General features: G+C 68.2%; 21 protein-coding genes. 10 read left to right on the top strand and 11 right to left on the bottom strand.

Features of this window, described 5'->3' with window-relative positions; all coding sequences use genetic code 11:
- Positions 1 to 158 precede the first annotated feature (158 nt).
- Positions 159 to 2333, bottom strand: a complete 2175-nt coding sequence (locus OP498_RS04100; protein ID WP_280547124.1) for a malate synthase G — start codon at positions 2331 to 2333, stop codon at positions 159 to 161.
- 231 nt (positions 2334 to 2564) lie between these two features.
- On the opposite strand from OP498_RS04100, the gene OP498_RS04095 reads away from it, so the two are divergent.
- Both OP498_RS04095 and OP498_RS04090 read left to right on the top strand, forming a co-directional pair.
- Complete coding sequence (locus OP498_RS04095; RefSeq protein ID WP_280547126.1) at positions 2565 to 3539, top strand: alpha/beta hydrolase; 975 nt, start codon at positions 2565 to 2567, stop codon at positions 3537 to 3539.
- On the top strand, positions 3536 to 4018 hold the full coding sequence (locus tag OP498_RS04090; RefSeq protein WP_280547128.1) for a hypothetical protein: 483 nt from the start codon (positions 3536 to 3538) through the stop codon (positions 4016 to 4018). The genes OP498_RS04095 and OP498_RS04090 overlap by 4 nt, the downstream gene beginning before the upstream one ends.
- 14 nt (positions 4019 to 4032) lie before the next feature.
- Here OP498_RS04090 and OP498_RS04085 read toward each other — a convergent pair whose 3' ends face one another.
- On the bottom strand, positions 4033 to 5535 hold the full coding sequence (locus tag OP498_RS04085) for a YifB family Mg chelatase-like AAA ATPase (RefSeq protein WP_280552662.1): 1503 nt from the start codon (positions 5533 to 5535) through the stop codon (positions 4033 to 4035).
- 73 nt (positions 5536 to 5608) lie between these two features.
- Positions 5609 to 5950 (bottom strand): accessory factor UbiK family protein, encoded by a 342-nt coding sequence (locus OP498_RS04080; RefSeq protein WP_280552660.1) that lies wholly within the window; start codon positions 5948 to 5950, stop codon positions 5609 to 5611.
- A 290-nt stretch (positions 5951 to 6240) separates the two neighbouring features.
- On the opposite strand from OP498_RS04080, the gene OP498_RS04075 reads away from it, so the two are divergent.
- From OP498_RS04075 to glnK, 3 genes are all read left to right on the top strand, one after another.
- The gene (locus OP498_RS04075; protein WP_280547134.1) at positions 6241 to 6579 is read left to right on the top strand and encodes a P-II family nitrogen regulator; all 339 of its coding nucleotides are present in this window, start codon (positions 6241 to 6243) and stop codon (positions 6577 to 6579) included.
- Positions 6580 to 6618: 39 nt separating this feature from the next.
- A complete protein-coding gene (locus tag OP498_RS04070; RefSeq protein ID WP_280547135.1) occupies positions 6619 to 7869 on the top strand; it encodes an ammonium transporter in 1251 nt (416 codons plus the stop codon).
- Positions 7870 to 8022: 153 nt separating this feature from the next.
- A complete protein-coding gene (gene glnK / locus OP498_RS04065; RefSeq protein WP_151442144.1) occupies positions 8023 to 8361 on the top strand; it encodes a P-II family nitrogen regulator in 339 nt (112 codons plus the stop codon).
- A gap of 213 nt (positions 8362 to 8574) precedes the next feature.
- Here the strand turns inward: glnK and OP498_RS04060 are convergent, their stop codons facing one another.
- Complete coding sequence (locus OP498_RS04060; RefSeq protein ID WP_280547137.1) at positions 8575 to 9351, bottom strand: ferredoxin--NADP reductase; 777 nt, start codon at positions 9349 to 9351, stop codon at positions 8575 to 8577.
- Positions 9352 to 9507: 156 nt separating this feature from the next.
- Between OP498_RS04060 and OP498_RS04055 the strand changes: the two genes are divergently transcribed.
- Positions 9508 to 10434 carry a LysR family transcriptional regulator gene (locus tag OP498_RS04055; RefSeq protein WP_280547139.1) on the top strand — a complete coding sequence of 309 codons (927 nt, stop codon included), beginning with the start codon at positions 9508 to 9510 and terminating at the stop codon, positions 10432 to 10434.
- 53 nt (positions 10435 to 10487) lie between these two features.
- Here OP498_RS04055 and OP498_RS04050 read toward each other — a convergent pair whose 3' ends face one another.
- Positions 10488 to 10916, bottom strand: coding sequence for a host attachment protein (locus tag OP498_RS04050; protein ID WP_280552658.1), 429 nt, complete (start codon positions 10914 to 10916; stop codon positions 10488 to 10490).
- 214 nt (positions 10917 to 11130) lie between these two features.
- Between OP498_RS04050 and OP498_RS04045 the strand changes: the two genes are divergently transcribed.
- Positions 11131 to 11634: a hypothetical protein gene (locus OP498_RS04045; protein WP_280547143.1), complete on the top strand. Its 504-nt coding sequence runs from the start codon at positions 11131 to 11133 to the stop codon at positions 11632 to 11634.
- Here the strand turns inward: OP498_RS04045 and OP498_RS04040 are convergent.
- Together OP498_RS04040 and hemE are read right to left on the bottom strand one after the other, a co-directional pair.
- Positions 11631 to 12038 (bottom strand): VanZ family protein, encoded by a 408-nt coding sequence (locus OP498_RS04040; RefSeq protein ID WP_280547144.1) that lies wholly within the window; start codon positions 12036 to 12038, stop codon positions 11631 to 11633. The two genes, OP498_RS04045 and OP498_RS04040, sit on opposite strands and share 4 nt — an antisense overlap.
- Positions 12031 to 13107 carry a uroporphyrinogen decarboxylase gene (hemE, locus tag OP498_RS04035; protein ID WP_280552655.1) on the bottom strand — a complete coding sequence of 359 codons (1077 nt, stop codon included), beginning with the start codon at positions 13105 to 13107 and terminating at the stop codon, positions 12031 to 12033. The genes OP498_RS04040 and hemE overlap by 8 nt, the downstream gene beginning before the upstream one ends.
- A gap of 154 nt (positions 13108 to 13261) precedes the next feature.
- On the opposite strand from hemE, the gene ribA reads away from it, so the two are divergent.
- Both ribA and OP498_RS04025 read left to right on the top strand, forming a co-directional pair.
- Positions 13262 to 13897, top strand: a complete 636-nt coding sequence (gene ribA / locus OP498_RS04030) for a GTP cyclohydrolase II (RefSeq protein WP_280547146.1) — start codon at positions 13262 to 13264, stop codon at positions 13895 to 13897.
- A gap of 49 nt (positions 13898 to 13946) precedes the next feature.
- The gene (locus OP498_RS04025; RefSeq protein ID WP_280547148.1) at positions 13947 to 14618 is read left to right on the top strand and encodes a hemolysin III family protein; all 672 of its coding nucleotides are present in this window, start codon (positions 13947 to 13949) and stop codon (positions 14616 to 14618) included.
- A gap of 6 nt (positions 14619 to 14624) precedes the next feature.
- Here OP498_RS04025 and djlA read toward each other — a convergent pair whose 3' ends face one another.
- The 4 genes from djlA to OP498_RS04005 are packed head-to-tail and all read right to left on the bottom strand — an operon-like array spanning position 14625 to position 18496.
- On the bottom strand, positions 14625 to 15383 hold the full coding sequence (gene djlA, locus OP498_RS04020; protein WP_280547149.1) for a co-chaperone DjlA: 759 nt from the start codon (positions 15381 to 15383) through the stop codon (positions 14625 to 14627).
- Between the two features lie 28 nt (positions 15384 to 15411).
- On the bottom strand, positions 15412 to 17322 hold the full coding sequence (gene dxs, locus OP498_RS04015; RefSeq protein ID WP_280547150.1) for a 1-deoxy-D-xylulose-5-phosphate synthase: 1911 nt from the start codon (positions 17320 to 17322) through the stop codon (positions 15412 to 15414).
- A gap of 15 nt (positions 17323 to 17337) precedes the next feature.
- Positions 17338 to 18225, bottom strand: coding sequence for a farnesyl diphosphate synthase (locus OP498_RS04010; RefSeq protein ID WP_280547152.1), 888 nt, complete (start codon positions 18223 to 18225; stop codon positions 17338 to 17340).
- Positions 18212 to 18496: an exodeoxyribonuclease VII small subunit gene (locus tag OP498_RS04005; RefSeq protein WP_280547153.1), complete on the bottom strand. Its 285-nt coding sequence runs from the start codon at positions 18494 to 18496 to the stop codon at positions 18212 to 18214. Before OP498_RS04005 ends, OP498_RS04010 begins: the two co-directional genes overlap by 14 nt.
- Positions 18497 to 18767: 271 nt before the next feature.
- On the opposite strand from OP498_RS04005, the gene serA reads away from it, so the two are divergent.
- Positions 18768 to 20018: a phosphoglycerate dehydrogenase gene (gene serA, locus OP498_RS04000; protein ID WP_280547154.1), complete on the top strand. Its 1251-nt coding sequence runs from the start codon at positions 18768 to 18770 to the stop codon at positions 20016 to 20018.
- Positions 20019 to 20225: the final 207 nt, after the last annotated feature.

Raw genomic sequence — 20225 nt, 5'->3', positions numbered from 1 at the left:
TCCTTGCGGTTCATTGGGAAGGTGACGTTTGCGTCAACATAACCGAAAGCGCCCCGGGCAGGTACCCGGGGCGCTTGATGCATACGAGCTACGAGCTACGGATATCAATGTATCCGCTGAGCTGGGCCCGAAGCCCGAAGCCCGAAGCCCGAAGCCGCTTATTTCGCCTTGTGCACGGCACGCCAGTGGTGCAGCAGCGGCTCGGTATAGCCGGCGGGCTGTTCGCGACCCTTGAAGATCAGGTCGCTAGCGGCCTGGAAGGCAGTCGAGGCGGCGAAATCGGCGCTCATCGGCGTGTATTCCGGGTCACCGGCGTTCTGCTGGTCGACCACCTTGGCCATGCGCTCCAGGGTCTCCTGGACCCGGGCGGCATCGACCACGCCATGGTGCAGCCAGTTGGCGATGTGCTGGCTGGAGATCCGCAAGGTGGCGCGGTCCTCCATCAGGCCCACGTCATGGATGTCCGGCACCTTGGAACAGCCCACGCCGTGCTCAACCCAGCGCACCACATAGCCGAGGATGCCCTGGCAGTTGTTGTCCAGCTCCTGCTGGCGCTCCTCGTCGCTCCATTGCGGTGACTCGGCCACCGGCACGGTAAGCAGGTCATTCAGGAAGTCCGCCTCGCCCTGGCCTTCCATCTCGCGCTGCAGGGCCGCCACATCCACCTGGTGGTAGTGCAGGGCATGCAGGGTGGCGGCGGTGGGCGACGGCACCCAGGCGGTATTGGCCCCGGCCTTGGGATGGCCGACCTTCTGCTCGAGCATGGCGGCCATCAGTTCGGGCATGGCCCACATGCCCTTGCCGATCTGGGCGCGGCCGCGCAGGCCGCAGGCCAGGCCGACCTGGACGTTGTTCTTCTCGTAGGCCTGGATCCAGGCGGAGCCCTTCATGTCGCCCTTGCGGATCATCGGGCCCGCCTCCATGGCGGTGTGCATCTCGTCGCCGGTGCGGTCGAGGAAGCCGGTGTTGATGAACACCACCCGCGAGCTGGCCTCGGCAATGCAGGCCTTGAGATTGACCGAGGTGCGACGCTCCTCGTCCATGATGCCCATCTTCAGGGTATCGCGGGCCATGCCGAGGATGTCCTCGATGCGGCCGAACAGCACACTGGAGAAGGCGACCTCCTTGGGGCCGTGCATCTTCGGCTTGACGATGTACATCGAACCGGTGCGCGAGTTGCGCGGCTCGTTCTCGCCCTTCTTCAGGTCGTGCAGGGCGACCAGGCCGGTGACGATGCCGTCGAGGATGCCCTCGGGCAGCTCGTTGCCGTCGGCATCCAGCACCGCCGGCGTGGTCATCAGGTGACCGACGTTGCGCACGAACATCAGCGAGCGGCCCGGCAGGGTGACAGTCCCCCCGTCGGTATTGTGCCAGGTGCGGTCGGCATTGAGGCGGCGGGTGAGGGTCTTTCCACCCTTCTCGACCTGCTCTTCCAGGTCACCCTTCATCAGGCCCAGCCAGCTAGCATAGACCCCGACCTTGTCCTCGGCGTCCACCGCGGCCACCGAATCCTCGCAGTCCATGATGGTGGTCAGCGCCGCCTCGACCACCAGGTCCTTGACGCCGGCCGGGTCGGTCTTGCCGATCGGGTGGCTCGGATCGATCTGGATTTCCAGGTGCAGGTCGTGGTTGACCAGCAGGACGGACTCAGGGCTCTCGGCCGGGCCGTTGAAGCCCACCAGCTTGCCCGGGTCCTTGAGGCCGGTCTCGCGACCGCCGTCCAGGGAGACCACCAGGTGGCCGTCGCGCAGCGCATAGTTGACGGCATCATGGTGGGAGCCGGTGGCCAGCGGGGCGGCGCGGTCGAGCACACCGCGGGCATAGCCGATGACCTTCTCGCCGCGCTTGGGGTTGAAGCTCGAGCCCTTCTCGGCACCGCCCTCCTCGGAGATGGCGTCGGTGCCGTAGAGGGCGTCGTAGAGGCTGCCCCAGCGGGCATTGCCAGCGTTCAGTGCATAGCGCGGGTTGTTGACCGGCACCACCAGCTGCGGGCCGGCCTGGACGGCAATCTCGCGGTCGACGTTGGCGGTGGTCACGCCGACCCTGGCCGGTGCTTCCACCAGATAGCCGATCTCCTCGAGGAAGGCACGGTAGGCGGCCATGTCGCGAATCGGGCCGGGGTGCTCGCGATGCCAGGCATCGAGCTTCTCCTGCAGGCGATCGCGCTCGGCGAGCAGTTCGCGGTTCTGGGGGGTCAAATCATGGAAGAGCGCGTCGACGCCGGCCCAGAAGGCCTCGGGGTCGACACCGGTGCCCGGCAGGGCCTGTTCGTTGATGAAACGGTCCAGCTCGGCGGCCACCTGAAGGCGATGGCGAGTGATGCGTTGGGTCATGGGTCGTACTCCTCATGCTTGGCTGCTCGGTGCCCCCTGGCACCGACCGGCCGGACAGGGAAAGATGACGGTGTAGCGTCGATTTTGTGGAAAATACTTCCACATGTAAACCTATACCTGCCGCTTACCGCCCGTGGCTCGCATATGATGATGAGGCCGGCCGGCCACCGAGGCATTGCTGGCCGGGCCGGCGGCTTGGCGCTAGCATGAACGGGCATTGCGGAGAAACCGATGAGCGACTTCACCCCGTTGCAGGCCCTCGGGCCACTCGCCCCGGCAGACCTGTCCGGCCGAGACCTCGAGCGCTACCTGGGCCACTACGGCCTGGCACCCCTGCTTGCCGAGCATGTGGGCCTCTACGTGGGCTACCTGGAGGCCGGTGACTTCCGCCTCTGGACCCAGGTCTGGAGTCCCGAGGCGCCCATCGGCACGGCCTTCGTGGTGCACGGTTACTTCGACCATCTCGGCCTCTACTGCCACCTGCTGGAGTGCCTGCTCGCGCGGGGCTGGCGGGTCGTGCTCTGGGACCTGCCCGGCCATGGCCTCTCCAGCGGCCGCCGTGCCTCCATCGACGATTTCAATGACTATGGCAGCTGCCTGCACCACCTGCAGCAACATCTCGAGGACGAGGGACTGGCCCCCCGGCCCTGGCTGGGCATCGGCCAGAGCACCGGGGCGGCGATCCTCGCCACCGACGCCCTGACCCGCGGCGACGACGGCGCCTGGTCGGGACTGGCGCTGCTGGCGCCGCTGGTACGCCCCTGGGGCTGGAACCAGTCGAGCTGGCTGCACCGCCTGGTGGGGCCCTTCGTCGAATCGATCCCGCGCAAGTTCCGCGCCAACTCCACGGATGCCGACTTCGCCGACTTCCTGCGCGAGGGCGACCCCCTCCAGACCGACCGCCTGGCGATGGACTGGGTGGGGGCCATGCGCCGCTGGATGCCGCAGCTGCTGGCACTGCCACCGAGCCCGGTTCCCACCCTGATCCTGCAGGGTGAGCAGGACCTGACCGTGGACTGGGAGTGGAACCTCGAGGTGCTGGCGCGCAAGTTCCCCGGCGCCGAGATCCATCGCCACCCCGAGGCCCGTCACCACCTGGTCAACGAGGCCGAGCCGATTCGCCGCGAGCTGTTCACGGTCCTCGACCGCTTCATTGCCAGACTGGAGCCGACCGACACCCCGCCCCGGGAGACGATCTCACCATGAAACCCCACCTGCCTTTGCTGCTGGCGACCCTGCTGCTCGCCGGCTGTGCCGCTGCGCCGGAGCAGCCGACCACGCTGCGCCAGGCCCTGTTCGGGCTCGGCGAGCGCGCCGCCAAGCGGCTCACGGCGACGCCGCCCATGCCCAGACCGGCGGTCGACCAGGTCCTGCTGCTGGCCAGGCCGGACGTCGACCGCCGCCTGGGGCTCGGCGAAGAACGCGTGCTCGAGAGCCTGACCCGCGCCCTGCTGGCGGTTCCCGACGGCCCTCAGGTGCTGGCGTGGCGCGATGCCATGGCCGAGGGGGGCGGCGACAACCACTGGCGCCTGAACAGCCGCCTCGAGGCCGACGGCCCCCGGCTGCAGCTCTCCGACCGCGAGTTGCTGCCCTATCGCCTGAGCCTGGAACTGCGACGCGCAGGGAGCGACGCGCCGGCGTGGCGCAGCGAGATCAGCGGGGCCCTGGACGCTACCGCCCTCTGAGCGCGGGCTGGCCCTCAGCCCTTGAGCAGACGATCGAGCTGGCGGTAGCCGATCGCCTCGATCAGCTGGTCACGCCCGGGACGCGCCTCGTCGGCCAGGTCGGCGAGGGTCAGGGCCACCCGCAGGACCCGGTGGTAGGCCCGGGCCGACAGCTTGAGCCGCTCCAGCACGCTGGCCAGCCAGGCGCGATCCGCCGCCTGCAGGGCGCAGGCCTCCTCCAGGGCCTGCCCGGCCAGTCGCGCATTCAGCGCGCCGCGAGCCGCCTGACGTGCCCGGGCCGCCAGCACCCGCTCGCGCACCACCGCCGAGGACTCCCCCGCTTCGCGGGAGGTGAGCTGCTCCGGCGAGAGCGCCGGGACTTCCACCTGCAGGTCGATGCGGTCGAGCAGCGGCCCCGACAGGCGCGCCTGGTAGCGTTGGATCTGCGCGGCCGTGCAGTGGCAGACCTGGCGAGGGTCACCCAGGTGGCCGCAGGGGCAGGGATTCATGGCCGCCACCAGCTGGAAGCCGGCCGGGTAACGGCGCTCGTGGCTGGCCCGGGCGATATGGATCTGTCCCGACTCCATAGGCTCGCGCATCACCTCCAGCACGTGTCGCGAGAACTCCGGCAGCTCGTCGAGAAACAGCACCCCGTGATGGGCCAGGGAAATCTCGCCAGGCCGCGGCTTCGAACCACCGCCCACCAGGGCCACGGCACTGGCGGTATGGTGCGGGGCGCGGAAGGGGCGCACACCCCACTGTTCGGCATGCGAACGCCCACTGACCGAGCGGATCGCCGCCACCTCGAGGGCCTCCGACTCGGAAAGCGGCGGCAGGATCCCCGGCAAGCGGCTGGCCAGCATGGTCTTGCCGGTGCCGGGCGGCCCGGCGAACAACAGGTTGTGCCCGCCGGCGGCGGCCACCTCCAGGGCGCGCCGTGCCTGATGCTGGCCACGCACCTCCGCCAGGTCAGGGCCCGCCTCGAGTGACGGGACGATACTCGGTGACCGATGGGGTGCGATGGGCGTCTGACCCAGCAGGTGAGCCACCACCTCCAGCAGGTGATCCGCCGGCAACACCTCGAGATCGCCGGCCAGGGCCGCCTCGTCGGCATTGGCCCGCGGCACGATCAGTCGCCGGCCGGCGCGACGCGTCGCCATGGCCAGCGGCAGGACGCCGGTCACCGGGCGCAGCCGGCCGTCCAGGGCCAGCTCGCCGGCGCACTCGACATCCGCCAGCGCCTCGGGCGGTACCTGGCCAGACGCCACCAGCAGGCCCAGTGCGATGGGCAGGTCGAAGCGGCCCCCCTCCTTGGGCAGGTCGGCAGGCGCCAGGTTGAGGGTGATGCGCCTCAGCGGGAAGTCGAAGCCGGCATTCACCAAGGCACTGCGCACCCGCTCGCGGCTCTCCTTGACGGCGGCTTCCGGCAGCCCCACCAGGGTCATGCCGGGCAACCCATTGGCCAGGTGCACCTCGACCAGCACCTCAGGCGCCTCGAGCCCGAGGCCGGCCCGGGTGTGGATGATTGCCAGCGTCATCGGCGATCCCTCGCAGCCTATCTACCCTCAGGCTAGCCCAGGCCAGCCGGATGCGCCCGGCACCGGCCGGGGATCAGCGTTCGGTCTTGCCGGCGCCGGCATCCTCCTCGGGGCTCGGCTCCTCCGGCAGCGCGGCCGGAGGCTCGCTAGGCGCCGCCTCCTGCGAGGCGTTGCCGTCCAGCGCCGCCTCAAGGGCCGCTACCTGCGTCTCCAGCGCCTCGACCCGCGCCCGGGTGCGCTGCATCACGTCCATCAGGATGTCGAAATCCTCCCGCGAGACCAGCTCCAGGCGATCGAAGGCGCCCTTCACCACCTGCTGAATGCCCTTCTGCACCTCTTCCGGAGCCTGAGAAGCGCCCTGCAGGCGGTCGCCGATCTGCTGGGCCAGGCGGCTGATACGATCATGGCTCACCATGGTGTCTCTCCTCAATCGTGATGGGGGCCTCCCCACAGGATACGCAAGCCCCCCGCCCGGCGCATTCCCCGCCGGCGCCCTGTTATGGGGCATGCGTACCACGACAAGGCACCACAAGAGTGCAGCCGCGGTGGCGGCGAGGTTCACCTCGCCGGGAAGCCGCTTCGCACATCGCCTCATCTCACTGATATAAAAACCATATTCCGTAATGTGGCACGGTTTACGCTTGAGCAGGACAGCCACCCATCGCACGGCATCAGGCCGCCGACATCCAGCAGGGGAGATCCGGGATGAAGCTGATTACTGCCATCATCAAACCGTTCAAGCTCGACGACGTGCGCGAGTCACTCGCCGACAACGGCGTCCAGGGCATCACCGTCACCGAGGTCAAGGGCTTCGGGCGCCAGAAGGGCCACACCGAGCTCTATCGCGGTGCAGAGTACGTCGTCGACTTTCTGCCCAAGGTGAAGGTCGAGGTCGCGGTAGACGATTCACGGCTGGAGGCGGTGCTCGATGCCATCTGCAGCGCGGCCAACAGCGGCAAGATCGGCGACGGCAAGGTCTTCGTCACGCCGCTGGAGGACGTCATCCGCATCCGCACCGGTGAGCGCGGCGCCGATGCCGTCTGACCGACGCCTCCCTTACCCTTCCTGACGTGGAGAGACCCCATGGTCGAATTACCGGAGCTGAGCTACGCGCTCGATACCTTCTACTTCCTGATCTGCGGCGTCCTGGTGATGTGGATGGCCGCCGGCTTCTCGATGCTCGAGGCGGGCCTGGTACGCTCCAAGAACACCGCCGAGATCCTCACCAAGAACATCGCGCTGTTCGCCATCGCCTGCACCATGTACCTGCTGGTGGGCTACTACCTGATGTACTCCAGCGGCGCGGGCGGCGTCCTGCCGAGTCTCGGCATGCTGATCGGTAGCGAGAACGGCGTCGATGCAGTGCTGGCCGGCGGTGACGACGCTCCCTACTATTCGATGCGCTCGGACTTCTTCTTCCAGGTGGTGTTCGTGGCCACCGCCATGTCCATCGTCTCCGGTGCCGTGGCCGAGCGCATGAAGCTGTGGGCCTTCCTGGCCTTCGCCGTGGTCATGACCGGCTTCATCTACCCGGTGTCCGGCTACTGGACCTGGGGCGGCGGCTGGCTGGCCGAGATCGGCTACTCCGACTACGCTGGCTCTGGCATCGTGCACCTGGCCGGTGCCGCCGCGGCTATGGCTGGCGTACTGGTGCTCGGCCCGCGCAAGGGCAAGTACGGCAAGGACGGCAGCATCTTCGCCATCCCCGGCGCCAACTTGCCGCTGGCCACCCTGGGTACCTTCATCCTGTGGATGGGCTGGTTCGGCTTCAACGGCGGCTCCGAGCTGAAGATGTCCGACGTCGCCTCCGCCAACAACGTGGCCCAGGTGTTCGTCAACACCAACACGGCCGCCGCCGGGGGCGTGATCGCCGCCCTGATCCTGGCCAAGCTGTGGTTCCGCAAGGCCGACCTGACCATGGCCCTGAACGGTGCCATCGCCGGCCTGGTGGCGATCACTGCCGACCCGCTGTCACCCAGCGCTCTGGGTGCCGTGCTGATCGGTATCGTGGGCGGCCTGCTGGTCGTCAGCTCGATCGTCGTCCTCGACAAGCTCAAGCTGGACGACCCGGTGGGTGCCATCTCCGCCCACGGCGTGGTGGGCATCTGGGGCGTGCTGGCGGTCCCGTTTACCAACGCCGAGGCCGGCTTCGGCCCCCAGATCATCGGCATCCTCGGCATCTTCACCTGGGTGTTCGTGGCCAGCCTGATCGTCTGGCTGATCCTCAAGGCCGTGATGGGCATCCGGGTCACCGAGGAAGAAGAGTACGAAGGCGTCGACCTGACCGAGTGCGGCCTGGAAGCCTACCCCGAGTTCAGTGCTTCCAAGAAGTGAGGCAGGCCCCCGAGTGAGCTGGCGTGCTCCTCCTGGCCCCCTTCGGGGGGCCTTTTTTATTCCTCCCGCAGCGGGTGTATGCTCTGGCACAATGAATGCAGCAGGGGTGGCGGACAGCGCCACCGACCAACGGACACAACGAGGATCAAGACCATGAAACTGGTGACCGCCATCATCAAGCCGTTCAAGCTCGACGACGTACGGGAGTCGCTCTCCGAGATCGGTGTCCAGGGCATCACCGTCACCGAGGTCAAGGGGTTCGGTCGCCAGAAGGGCCACACCGAGCTCTATCGCGGCGCCGAGTACGTGGTCGACTTCCTGCCCAAGGTGAAGCTCGAGGTGGCCGTGGACGACGAGATGGCCGAGAAGGTGATCGATGCCATCACCCAGGTCGCGAATACCGGCAAGATCGGCGATGGCAAGATCTTCGTCACCGCCCTGGAGCAGGTGCTCCGTATTCGTACCGGCGAGACCGGAAAGGACGCGGTCTAAGCGCTAAGCGGCCAAGCGGCCAAGCGGCCAAGCGGCCAAGCGGCCAAGCGGCCAAGCGGCCAAGCGGCCAAGCGGCCAAGCGGAGTCTAGGTCCAGCTAACAAGCCGCAAGAAACCCCACCAGCGGTTAGCCCGGTGGGGTTTCGCGTTTCTGCCTCGCTACCTACCGCCCGTCACCGAACAGCCTGGCGGCTCGGCGCTTGAAGCTCGGCGCTTATTTCTCGACGAAGGCCCGCTCGATGACATAGTCGCCGGGCTCGCCCATGCGCGGCGAGATGGTGAAGCCGAGCTCGTCAAGCAGGTGGCTGGTGTCATCGAGCATCGCCGGGCTGCCGCAGATCATGGCGCGATCCTGCTTGGGATCGATGGTCGGCAGGCCGGTGTCCTCGGCCAGCTTTCCGCTGCGGATATGATCGGTCAGCCGCCCCATGGTGTGGAAGGTCTCGCGGGTCACGGTGGGGTAGTAGACCAGCTTCTCGCTGATCTCTTCGCCGAGGTACTCGTGGGCGGGCAGATCCTTCTGGATGAAGTCGGCATAGGCCAGCTCGCTGACGTTGCGCACACCGTGCACCAGCACCACCTTCTCGAAGCGCTCGTAGACTTCCGGGTCCTGGATCAGGCCCATGAACGGCGCCAGGCCGGTGCCGGTGGAAAGCAGGTAGAGGTTGCGCCCCGGCAGCAGGTCGTCGGTGACCAGGGTGCCGGTGGGCTTGCGGCTGACCATGATCTGGTCCCCCACCTTGAGGTGCTGGAGGCGCGAGGTCAGGGGACCGTCGGGCACCTTGATGCTGAAGAACTCCAGGTGGTCCTCGTAGTTGGGGCTGGCGATGGAGTAGGCCCGCATCAGCGGCTTGCCGTTCACCTCGAGGCCGATCATCACGAACTGGCCGTTCTTGAAGCGTAGGCTGCGCTCGCGGGTGGTCCGGAAACTGAACAGGGTATCGTTCCAGTGGTGCACACTCAGAACGTCCTCAAGCGCAAACTTGCTCATGCCGACTCCTAGATATTCCATAAACGAATAGATAAGACAGCCAATCTTTGAGTGCAATTCTAAGAGACGAGGCATTATCTGTTAAATGGATTGTATGGATAACACTTATCTATACTGTAGATATCAGCTCTAGATATCAAACCGCCGAGGAGTGTCATGCGTTACACCCTGCGCCAGCTGGAAGTCTTCGTCACCGTCGCCCAGCACGAGAGCGTCTCCCGGGCGGCCCGCATCCTGGCGCTCTCTCAGTCGGCGACCAGTACCGCCCTCGCCGAGCTGGAGCGGCAGTTCGACTGCCGGCTGCTCGATCGCATCGGCAAGCGCCTGAAGCTCAATGCCCTGGGCTTCCAGCTGCTGCCCAAGGCGGTGGCCTTGCTCGACCGCGCCGAGGAGGTGGAGGAGCTGCTGCGTGGCCAGCAGGGCATCGGCACCCTGGACGTGGGCGCCACCCTGACCATCGGCAACTACCTGGCCACCCTGCTGATCAGCGACTTCATGCAGCGCCATCCGGGCAGCCGGGTGCGCCTCTCGGTGCGCAACACCCGGACCATCATCGACAGCGTTCGCCAGCACGGGCTCGACCTGGGGCTGATCGAGGGGCAGTGCGAGGAGGAGGACGTGATCACCCAGCCCTGGGTGGAGGATGAGCTGGCGGTGTTCTGCTCGCCCCGTCATCCGCTCGCCACCGCGGGTCCGGTGGAGCTGGACCGTCTGCTGCGCGAGGCCTGGATCATGCGCGAGCAGGGCTCCGGCACCCGGCTGACCCTGGAGCAGGCGGCACGTCACCGCCGCGGGCGTTTCAACATCCTGCTGGAACTGGAGCATACCGAGGGCATCAAGCGGGCGGTGGAATCGGGGCTCGGCATCGGCTGCGTCTCGAAACTGGCCCTGCGCGACGCCTTCCGCCGCGGCAGCCTGGTGCCCATCGCCACCCCGGAGCTGGACCTGAGTCGCCAGTTCACCTTCATCTGGCATCGCCACAAGTACCTGGCCACCGGCATGCGCGAGTTCCTCAAGCTGTGTCGGCAGATGACCGAAGGCATCCGTCGCAGCGACCAGATCGCTCTGCCCCAGGTGCCCTGACGCGACGCGGCCCGGCGACAGAGCCGGGCCGCGGGGAAGGCGTCAGCGAGAGGCTAGCGGAGGTCGCTGACGGCCTCCTGGATATCGGCGAGGGAGGCCTTGGTGAGATCCTTGGCCAGGGTGTGGATCACCAGCTTGGCGGTGGGGCCATCGACCTTCTCCCGTAACTGGCCGAGGAAGCGCGGCGGTGCGACCAGGATCAGCTTCTCCATGGTGTTGTCGACACGGGCGCGATAGAGCCGCTCGGCGACCTCGCGGGCGAAGATCTCCTCGTGGTGCTGGGTCGCGACATTCTCCCCGCCGGCGCTGCGCGCCGTCGTCGAGGTCGACTCATGGACATCGCCACCGCGGTCCGTCACCAGGTCCCCCTCGTGCATGCGACCCTCGGCATGGAGGAGGCTGTCCTTCTCGCTGACCTTGAGTCCATTGCGGGTGAACAGCCGAGCCCGCGCCGCATCAGCCACCACGATATAGGTTGTCATAGCCGCTCCTTGATGCTGGTGAGTTGGCGGAAGTCCTCCCGACGGGACAGCCACTTCCGCCTCTCGTTCCACATTGGCAAGCGCACTCCCGTTGGTCAACCTGGCGATACGCAATGACTGCAGGGCGGCGGGATCTGGGGTAGCATCCTGCCCTGGCCGGCAAGGACGTCGGCGCGACTCATCACCACGATGTGCATTCCCCGGGAGGACCCCGATGCGACAGTTCCTGTTTCCTCGCCGGCCGCTGGCCCGCACCACCCTGCTGACCTGCCACCTGCTGCTGCAGCTCGGCCTGCTGGCCGGAGCGGCCCTGTGGCTGGCTCCCCGCACGCCCTGGCTCGCCCCCGTCGACTGGGCCTCCGCCTGGCCGACCCTGGCCCTGGCCGGGGGTACCTGGCTGCTCGCCGCCGTGGCCCTGCGCCTGCTGGCCGAGCTGTGGCTGCTGCCCCACCACCTGGGCGCACAGCGCCCCGGCTTCGCCCCCGGCGCCGTGGTCACCCGCTCCTGGGAGCGGCGCCCGGCGGTGCATGACCACGAGGCCGCCTGGACCAGCGCGGCGAGCAGGAGCGCACCCGAGGAGGAGAGCGTGCTGGGCCGCGCCCGGGTGACGCGCCCTGCCGAACGCCACCGCCCCCAGCGCACCGCCAGCGAGCCGACCCTGGACCTGGCGACCGGCGGCCAGGCAGAGCCCGACGCCAGCCGGGAGCCGCGCCTCTAGTGGCGCGGCATGCCCCGAGGCGGACGGCGCAGGCAGACCCGACGAAAGGCATGCAGCCCCAGTGCCGCCGAGGCGGCGCCCAGGCCGTTGGCCAGGATGTCCGCTCCGTCGCCGCCGCTGCGGCCGGGCACCGGGAGCTGGGCAAACTCGATGACGATGCCCAGCAGCAGCGCGGCCAGGAAGGCCAGCGGCAGACGGACGCCGGCGAGCCCGATCAGGCCCGCCAGGCCGGCATAGCCGATGAAGTGACTGGCCTTGTCCCAGGGCAGCGTCTCGGGCAGCTCGCTGCTGGGCGCCAGGCTGCCCCAGGCGATCACCAACACCGCCAGGCAGGCCAGCAGCGCCCAGCGGCGGCGCCAGCGCCTATCCTCCCCGGCGGCCAGCCGGTAGAGCCAGTCAGCCATGGGCGATGTTGCGGTGATAGGCCGGGCTCAGGTCATGCAGGGCGTCCATGAAGGCCGTGACATGGTCCGGGTCGGTGAACTGGTTGATGCCGTGCCCCAGGTTGAAGACATGCCCGGGCCCGTGGCCGAAGCTGTCGAGGGTGCGCGCCACCTCGGCTCGGATCGCCGAGGGGCGGGCAAACAGCACGTGAGGGTCGAGGTTGCCCTGCAGGGCGACGCGATGACCGACCCGCGCCCGGGCATCGGCGAGCTCGGTCGTCCAGTCCAGGCCGACGGCATCGGAACCGGCCGCCGCGATGTCCTCGAGCCACTGGCCGCCGTTCTTGGTGAACAGGATCACCGGCACCCGGCGCCCCTCGTGCTCGCGGATCAGGCCGGCGACGATCTGCTCCATGTAGCGCAGCGAGAACTCCAGGTAGGCCGGCGTGGAGAGCGCCCCGCCCCAGGTGTCGAAGATCTGTACCGCCTGGGCGCCGGCACGGATCTGGGCGTTGAGGTAATCGGTGACCGCATGGGCCAGGGTATCGAGCAGCCGGTGCATGGTGTCGGGCGCGTCATAGAGCATCGTCTTGACGTGACGGAAGTCCTTGCTGGAGGCGCCCTCCACCATGTAGGTGGCCAGCGTCCAGGGGCTGCCGGAGAAGCCGATCAGCGGCATCCGGCCGTTGAGTTCGCGGCGGATGGTCGCGACCGCCCGCATCACGTAGTCCAGGTCTCGCTCGGCGTCCGGTGCCTGCAGGGCCTCCACCTCGGCCGAAGTGCGTACCGGCTTGCGGAATTTCGGGCCCTCGCCGGTCTCGAAGTAGAGCCCCAGCCCCATGGCATCGGGGATGGTCAGGATGTCCGAGAAGAGGATGGCCGCATCCAGGGGGTAGCGCTCCAGCGGCTGCAGGGTGACCTCGCAGGCCAGCTCCTGGTTGCGGCACAGGCCCATGAAGCTGCCGGCATGGCCACGCACCTCGCGATACTCCGGCAGGTAGCGGCCGGCCTGGCGCATCATCCACACCGGCGTGCGGTCGACGGGTTGACGCGCCAGGGCGCGCAGAAAGCGGTCGTTCTTGAGTTCCATGCGCTCGCTCGTCCACGGAAAATGTGAGCGCCATTGTACCCCATCGAATGGCCCGGGGATGAGCCCCGTGACACAACGGTGAGCCAGCCCGGCCTTCCTGATAGAATGGCCCTCCACCCGTCGACAACGCCGTGGTCTTCCACCGAGGTACATCGTGACGATTCGATTCATCGCCGCCTCCCGGCTGCCCACCCCCTGGGCCACCTTCACCATGCACGGCTTCGAGGATGATGCCACCGGCAAGGATCACATCGCCCTGACCCTGGGTGACGTGGCCGATGGCGAAGCGGTGCTGGGACGGGTCCACTCCGAGTGCCTGACCGGCGATGCCCTCTTCTCCATGCGCTGCGACTGTGGCTTCCAGCTGCAGGAAGCGCTCAAGCGCATCGCCGAGGCAGGGCGGGGCGTGCTGCTGTACCTGCGTCAGGAAGGCCGCGGCATCGGCCTGCTCAACAAGATCCGCGCCTATCACCTCCAGGATGCCGGCGCCGACACCGTGGAAGCCAACGAGCAGCTGGGCTTCGCCGCCGACCTGCGCCGCTATGACCTCTGCGTGCCGATGCTCGATCACCTGGGGGTCAAGGCGCTGCGCCTGATGACCAACAACCCCCGCAAGGTCGACGCCCTGACCCAGGCCGGCGTGGTGGTGGTGGAACGCGTCCCGCTGACCACCGGTCTAAACCCGCATAACGAGCAGTACCTCACCACCAAGGCCGGCAAACTGGGCCACATGATGGCGCTGGGCGACTTCACCCAGGCAAGCGATGTGGATATCGAACGCAAGCCCTGAGCCACCGGACCCCGGCATCGGTCTGGCTCCTCGGCAGGAGGCTCCCCCGATGACGCATCCCACCCGCGACGACGAGACGCCCTTCAGTAGCCTCGAGGAACTCCTTCACAGTATCAGCCATGGCATCGGCGCGGCGCTCAGCCTCGCGGGGGTCGTGGTGCTGCTCGTGCTGGCCAGCCTGACTGCCCGGGTCGACCCCTGGAAGCTCGTCGGCATCGGCTGCTATGGCGTCAGCCTGGTGCTGCTCTACGCCGCCTCTACCCTCTACCATGGGGTCCGCCACCCGCGCCTGAAGGGCCTGTTCCAGTTGCTCGACCACTGCGCGATCTACCTGCTGATCGCCGGCACCTACACGCCCTTCCTGCTGGTCAACCTGCGCGGCCCCACGGGCTGGACACTGTTCGCCACCGTCTGGTCCCTGGCGCTGGCCGGCATCGCCTGCAAGCTGGCCTGGCCCCACCGTTTCGCCACGCTGCGGGTCGCCATCTACCTGCTGATGGGCTGGCTGATCGTCTTCGCCGGCGACGAACTGGCGGCCCGCCTGTCCGATACCAGCCTCGCCCTGCTGGTCGCCGGCGGCGTCACCTACACCCTGGGCGTGGCCTTCTATGCCATCAGCGCCATCCCCTACAACCACGCGATCTGGCACCTGTTCGTGATGGGCGGCAGCACCTGCCACTACTTCGCGGTCTACACCGCGGTGCTGCCCTTCGCCGCCTGAGCATCGTCAGGCGGCGCGGGCCTTGCGGATGCGTTCGTAGGCGCTGCCGATCTCGCTGGTACGCTCCTTGGCGACCTCGCGCATGCTCTCGGGCAGGCCCTTGGCGGCAAGCTTGTCAGGATGATTCTCGCTCATCAGGCGGCGGTAGGCCTTCTTGATCTCGGCGTCGCTGGCGTCCTGGTCGACGCCCAGCACCCGGTAGGCATCCTCCAGCGACGGGCCCTGTTCGTCCTCCCCCCGAGGGCCACCGCGCAGCATCGCCTCGACCTGGGCAATCTCGGCCTCGGAACAGCCCAGGCCCCGCACCACCCGCATCAGCATCTCGTGCTCGGCAGGGTGCAGCTCGCCATCGGCGGCGACCGCGGCCAGCTGCACCTGCAGGAAGACCTGACGCAGCGCGGGCTGGTGTGCCGCAATGCGGCGAACCCTGGCGAGCTCAGCGTCCAGGTCGAAGTCGTCGCCCTTGCCGCGGGTAAAGTCAGCGCGGGCCTGCGCGCGCTGGACCTCGCTGAGCCGCAGCCGTTCCCACAGCTGCCGGGAGGTTTCCAGCTCGTCCTCGGAGACCTGGCCATCGGCCTTGCACAGGCACCCCATGACGGCGAAGGTCGATTCTAGGAACTGTGACTGGACGCCAACCAGCTTGTTCAGCAGGCGATGACGCAGGCGTCTGCCCAGCCAATAGCCCAGGGCGCCGCCCACCAACAGGCCGATGGGGCCGCCGATGGCCAGCCCCAGCAGGGCACCGATCAGTATCAGGAACAGCATCGCAACCTCGTGAGAGAAACGTGAAGGGTCAGGGCAGCCGGGCGCGGATCGAGGCCTCGATGCCGTCTGCGTCCAGGCCGCACTCGGCGAGTAGTTCGGCGGGCTTGCCGTGTTCGACGAAGGCGTCGGGCAGCCCAAGGTTGAGCACTTCCACCTGCACCCCCTCGGCCACCAACAGCTCGTTGACCGCACTGCCGGCACCGCCGGCGACCACGTTCTCCTCCAGGGTCACCAGCAGGTCGTGCTCGTCGGCCGCGGCCAGCACGGCGTCACGGTCCAGCGGCTTGATCGAGCGCATGTTGAGATGGCTGGCGTCGAGGCGCTCGGCCACCTCCGCCGCCGGGCCGTTGAGGCTGCCGAAGGCCAGCAGGGCCACCCGCACCGCGTCCCCACTGCCGCGCCGCCGCCACTCGGCTCGGCCAATCTCGAGAGGCTCGAGATGGTCGGGCGTCGCGACGCCCGAGCCGGTGCCGCGCGGGTAGCGCACTGCGGCTGGACCGGGATGGTGGTAGGCGGCACTGAGCATCGCCCGGCATTCGGCCTCGTCGGCGGGGGCCAGCACCACCAGCCCCGGCACGCAGCGCAGGTAGGAGAGATCCAGGCTGCCGTGGTGGGTGGGGCCGTCCTCGCCCACCAGGCCGGCGCGATCGATGGCGAAGGTGACATCAAGCGCCTGCACCGCCACGTCGTGGATCAGCTGGTCATAGCCGCGCTGCAGGAAGGTGGAATAGATCGCCACCACCGGCTTCATGGCCTCGCAGGCCAGGCCCGCGGCCAGGGTCACCGCATGCTGCTCTGCGATGGCCACATCGAAGTAGCGCTCCGGGTACTCCTTCGAGAAGCGCACCAGGTCGGAACCCTCGCGCATGGCGGGGGTGATGCCGACCAGCCGCTCGTCCACCGCGGCCATGTCGCACAGCCAGTCGCCGAACACACGGCAGTACTTCTGCTTGCGGCTGACTGGCGGACGGGCCGGCTTGAGCGGTGGCGGCGTGTCGCCGTTCTTCTCCAGCTTGGTGATGGCATGGTAGCCGATGGGGTCGGCTTCGGCGGGCAGGAAGCCCTTGCCCTTGCAGGTCTTCACATGGAGGAACTGGGGTCCCTCCAGGTCGCGCATGTTGCGCAGGGTCTGCACCAGCAGCGGCAGGTCGTGGCCGTCGATGGGCCCGATGTAGTTGAAGCCCAGTTCCTCGAAGAGCGTAGCCGGGCTGATCATGCCCTTCATATGCTCCTCGGTGCGCCGCGCCAGCTCCAGGGCCCCGGGCAGATGGGAGAGCACCCGCTTGCCGCCCTCGCGCATGCTGGTGTAGGGCTTGCTGGTGAGGATGCGTGCCAGGTAGCTGGCCATGCCGCCGACGTTCTCGGAGATCGACATCTCGTTGTCGTTGAGCACCACCAGCAGGTTGGCGTCCACATGGCCGGCATGGGCCAGGGCCTCGAAGGCCATCCCGGCGGTCAGGGCGCCATCGCCGATCACCGCGCAGACCCGGCGCTTCTCGCCGCGGGTGCGGGCGGCCAGGGCCATGCCCAGGGCCGCCGAGAGCGAGGTGCTCGAATGGCCCACGCCGAAGGTGTCGTACTCCGACTCGGCCCGCCGCGGGAAGGCGGCAAGGCCGCCGTACTGGCGGATGCCGGTCATCGCCTCGCGGCGCCCGGTGAGGATCTTGTGGGGATAGGCCTGGTGGCCCACGTCCCAGACCAGGCGATCATAGGGGGTCTCCAGCGCCTGATGCAGGGCCACGGTGAGTTCCACCACGCCCAGGCCGGCGCCGAAATGGCCGCCGGAGACGCCCACGCTGTAGAGCAGGTAGGCGCGCAGCTCGTCGGCCACCTGGGCCAGCTGACCGGCATTCATGGCGCGCAGCCCGGCCGGGGTATCCAGGGTATCGAGCAGCGGCGTGGCCGGACGCTCGACGGGGATGTCATCGAACAGCTTCATGAGGGCCCTGTAGTGTCAATGGTCACGCTCGATCATGTAGCGGGCCAGGTCGGCCAGGGGGGTGGCGGCCTCGCCCAGCGGCGCCAGGGCCGCCACGGCCGTCTCGACCAGCGCATCGGCCCGGCGGCGGGCGCCCGCGATCCCCAGCAGGCTCGGGTAGGTGGGCTTGGCCCGGGCGGCATCGGCCCCGGAGGTCTTACCCAGGGTGGCGGTGTCGCCGGTCACGTCGAGAATATCGTCGTGGATCTGGAAGGCCAGGCCGATGGCCTCGGCATAGGCGTGCAAGGCAGCCAGCCGCGGGTCGGCCTCGTCGACGGCGACCAGCCCGCCGAGGCGCACCGCGGCGCGGATCAGCGCACCGGTCTTGTGGCCATGCATGGCCGCCAGCGCCGCGGTATCCGGGTGCCCGCCGACGGCGGCGAGGTCCAGCGCCTGGCCGGCCACCATGCCGTCGCGCCCGGCGGCTCCGGCCAGGCCGGTGACCAGTGCCGGTAGCCGGGGGTGAGCGGCCCGCGCCAGCACCTCGAAAGCCAGGGCCTGGAGGGCGTCACCGGCGAGTATCGCCGTGGCCTCGTCATAGGCCCGATGCACCGTGGGCTGGCCACGGCGCAGGTCATCGTCGTCCATGGCCGGCAGGTCGTCGTGGACCAGCGAATAGGCGTGGACCAGCTCCAACGCCATGGCCGGGGCATCCAGGTCGTCGTCCGCGGCGCCCAGGGAGCGACCGGCCGCATAGACCAGCACCGGCCTCAGCCGCTTGCCGCCCACCAGCAGTCCGTGGCGCATGGCTGCCTCGAGGCGCGGCGAGGGGGGCGTGCGCGCCGTGAAGAGCGCCTCGAGACGGGCGTCGACCCGGGCACGATCCGCGGCCAGGCGGCCGGCCAGGGGATCAGCGCTCACCATCGTCCTCCGCGGCAGGCGCATCGAAGGGTTGCAGGTCAACGCCGCCGGCCTCGCCCTCGGTCAGGGTGCGCACCCTCAGCTCCGCCTCGTCGAGCCGACGCTGGGCGTCGCGGGTCAGGCGCACGCCCTGTTCGAAGGCGGCCAGCGACCCCTCCAGGGACAGCTCGCCGGACTCCAGTCGCTCGACGAGCTGCTCGAGGCGCTCGACGGTGGCGGCGAAGTCGGCCGGTGCCGGCTCGTCGCCGCTGCCTTGGCTGTGCTGTTCCGCCATCGCCTCTCTCGCTGGTGGCTGGTTCATGGGCGGACAGTATACACGCTCCCCCGGGGGGGTCGTCTGCCCCGGCCGGCTCCGGGCAACTTGCATGCCATTCATCCATGGCGCTCAGCATTTTCATCCTCGCTCATGCCGGCTGTGATAAGCTATCGGCCCTGTTTCGAGCCTGCCCTTGCCCCGGGCGAAGCGTCTCCGGCGGGCCCCAGGCTCTTCAGCATCTTCATGACACATGCATGCGGCGCGCGCCGACGAAGGGGTTGAATCGACCATGGCCAAAACGTCCCTGGACAAGAGCAAGATCAAGATCCTGCTGCTCGAGGGCGTCCACCAGAGCGCGGTGGACAACCTACTCAATGCCGGTTACACCAATATCGAGCACCTGCCGACCTCGCTGGACGAGGCGACGCTGATCGAGAAGATCCGCGACGTCCACTTCGTCGGCATCCGCTCGCGTACCCAGCTCAACGAGCGCGTCTTCAGCGCGGCCGAAAAGCTGGTGGCGGTGGGCTGCTTCTGCATCGGGACCAACCAGGTAGACCTCGATGCCGCTCTGGTACGCGGCATCCCTGTCTTCAACGCGCCCTTCTCCAACACCCGCTCGGTGGCCGAGCTGGTGCTGGCCGAGGCGATCATGTTGCTGCGCGGCATCCCCGAGAAGAGCGCCCGCGCCCACCAGGGTGGCTGGCTGAAGTCGGCGAAGAACGCCCATGAGGCGCGCGGCAAGACGCTGGGCATCATCGGCTACGGCAGCATCGGCTCACAGCTCTCGGTGCTCGCCGAGTCGCTGGGCTTCGACGTCATCTACTACGACGTGGTGACCAAGCTGGCGATGGGCAATGCCCGCCAGGTGGCCAGCCTCGAGGAGCTGCTGGCCCGCGCCGATGTGGTCAGCCTGCACGTGCCGGACCTGCCCTCCACCCGCTGGATGATCGGCGAGGCCGAGATCGCCCTGATGAAGCCGGGTGGCATCCTGATCAATGCCTCCCGCGGCAGCGTGGTGGTGATCGAGGCCCTGGCCGAGGCGCTGAAGGCCGGCCGCCTCAACGGCACCGCCATCGACGTCTTCCCGGTGGAGCCCAAGGGTAACGAAGAAGAGTTCGAGAGTCCGCTGCGTGGCCTGGCCAACGTCATCCTCACCCCGCACATCGGCGGTTCCACCCTCGAGGCCCAGGAGAACATCGGCATCGAGGTCTCCGAGAAGCTGGTCACCTACTCCGACAACGGCACCACCGTCAGCTCGGTCAACTTCCCCGAGGTGGCCCTGCCGGCCCACCCGGGCAAGCACCGCCTGCTGCACATCCACGAGAACGTGCCCGGGGTTCTCTCCGAGATCAACCGCGTGCTCTCCGAGAACGACATCAACATCCTCGGCCAGTACCTGCAGACCAACGAGCACATTGGCTACGTGGTCATCGACGTGGACAAGGCCTACGGCTCGCGGGCACTGGAGGCCCTGCGCCAGGTGAAGCACACCCTGCGCGTACGGGTGCTCTACTCCGAGAGCAACTACGCCGACTGAGCCCCGTTCCCTCCCGGCAGACCGGAGCCGCCGCGTCATCGACGCGGCGGCTCTTTTAATGGATAAGGATCCGTGCAGCCGGCCTGCCCGACCGGCGCGTAAGCGGCACGGCGAGAGCAAACGAGCGTTGAGCATCACGCTCTTGACAGTTGCCCTAAAGCCTCCCATTTTGTACACAATCCATGCCACGCATTGGGCAATACCGAC

The sequence above is a fragment of the Halomonas sp. 25-S5 genome, assembly GCF_029889845.1.
In the GTDB taxonomy this organism is placed as follows: Bacteria; Pseudomonadota; Gammaproteobacteria; order Pseudomonadales; family Halomonadaceae; genus Halomonas.
Note: the sequence above shows the minus strand (reverse complement) of the source record. Positions and strands in the feature narration are given on the sequence as shown.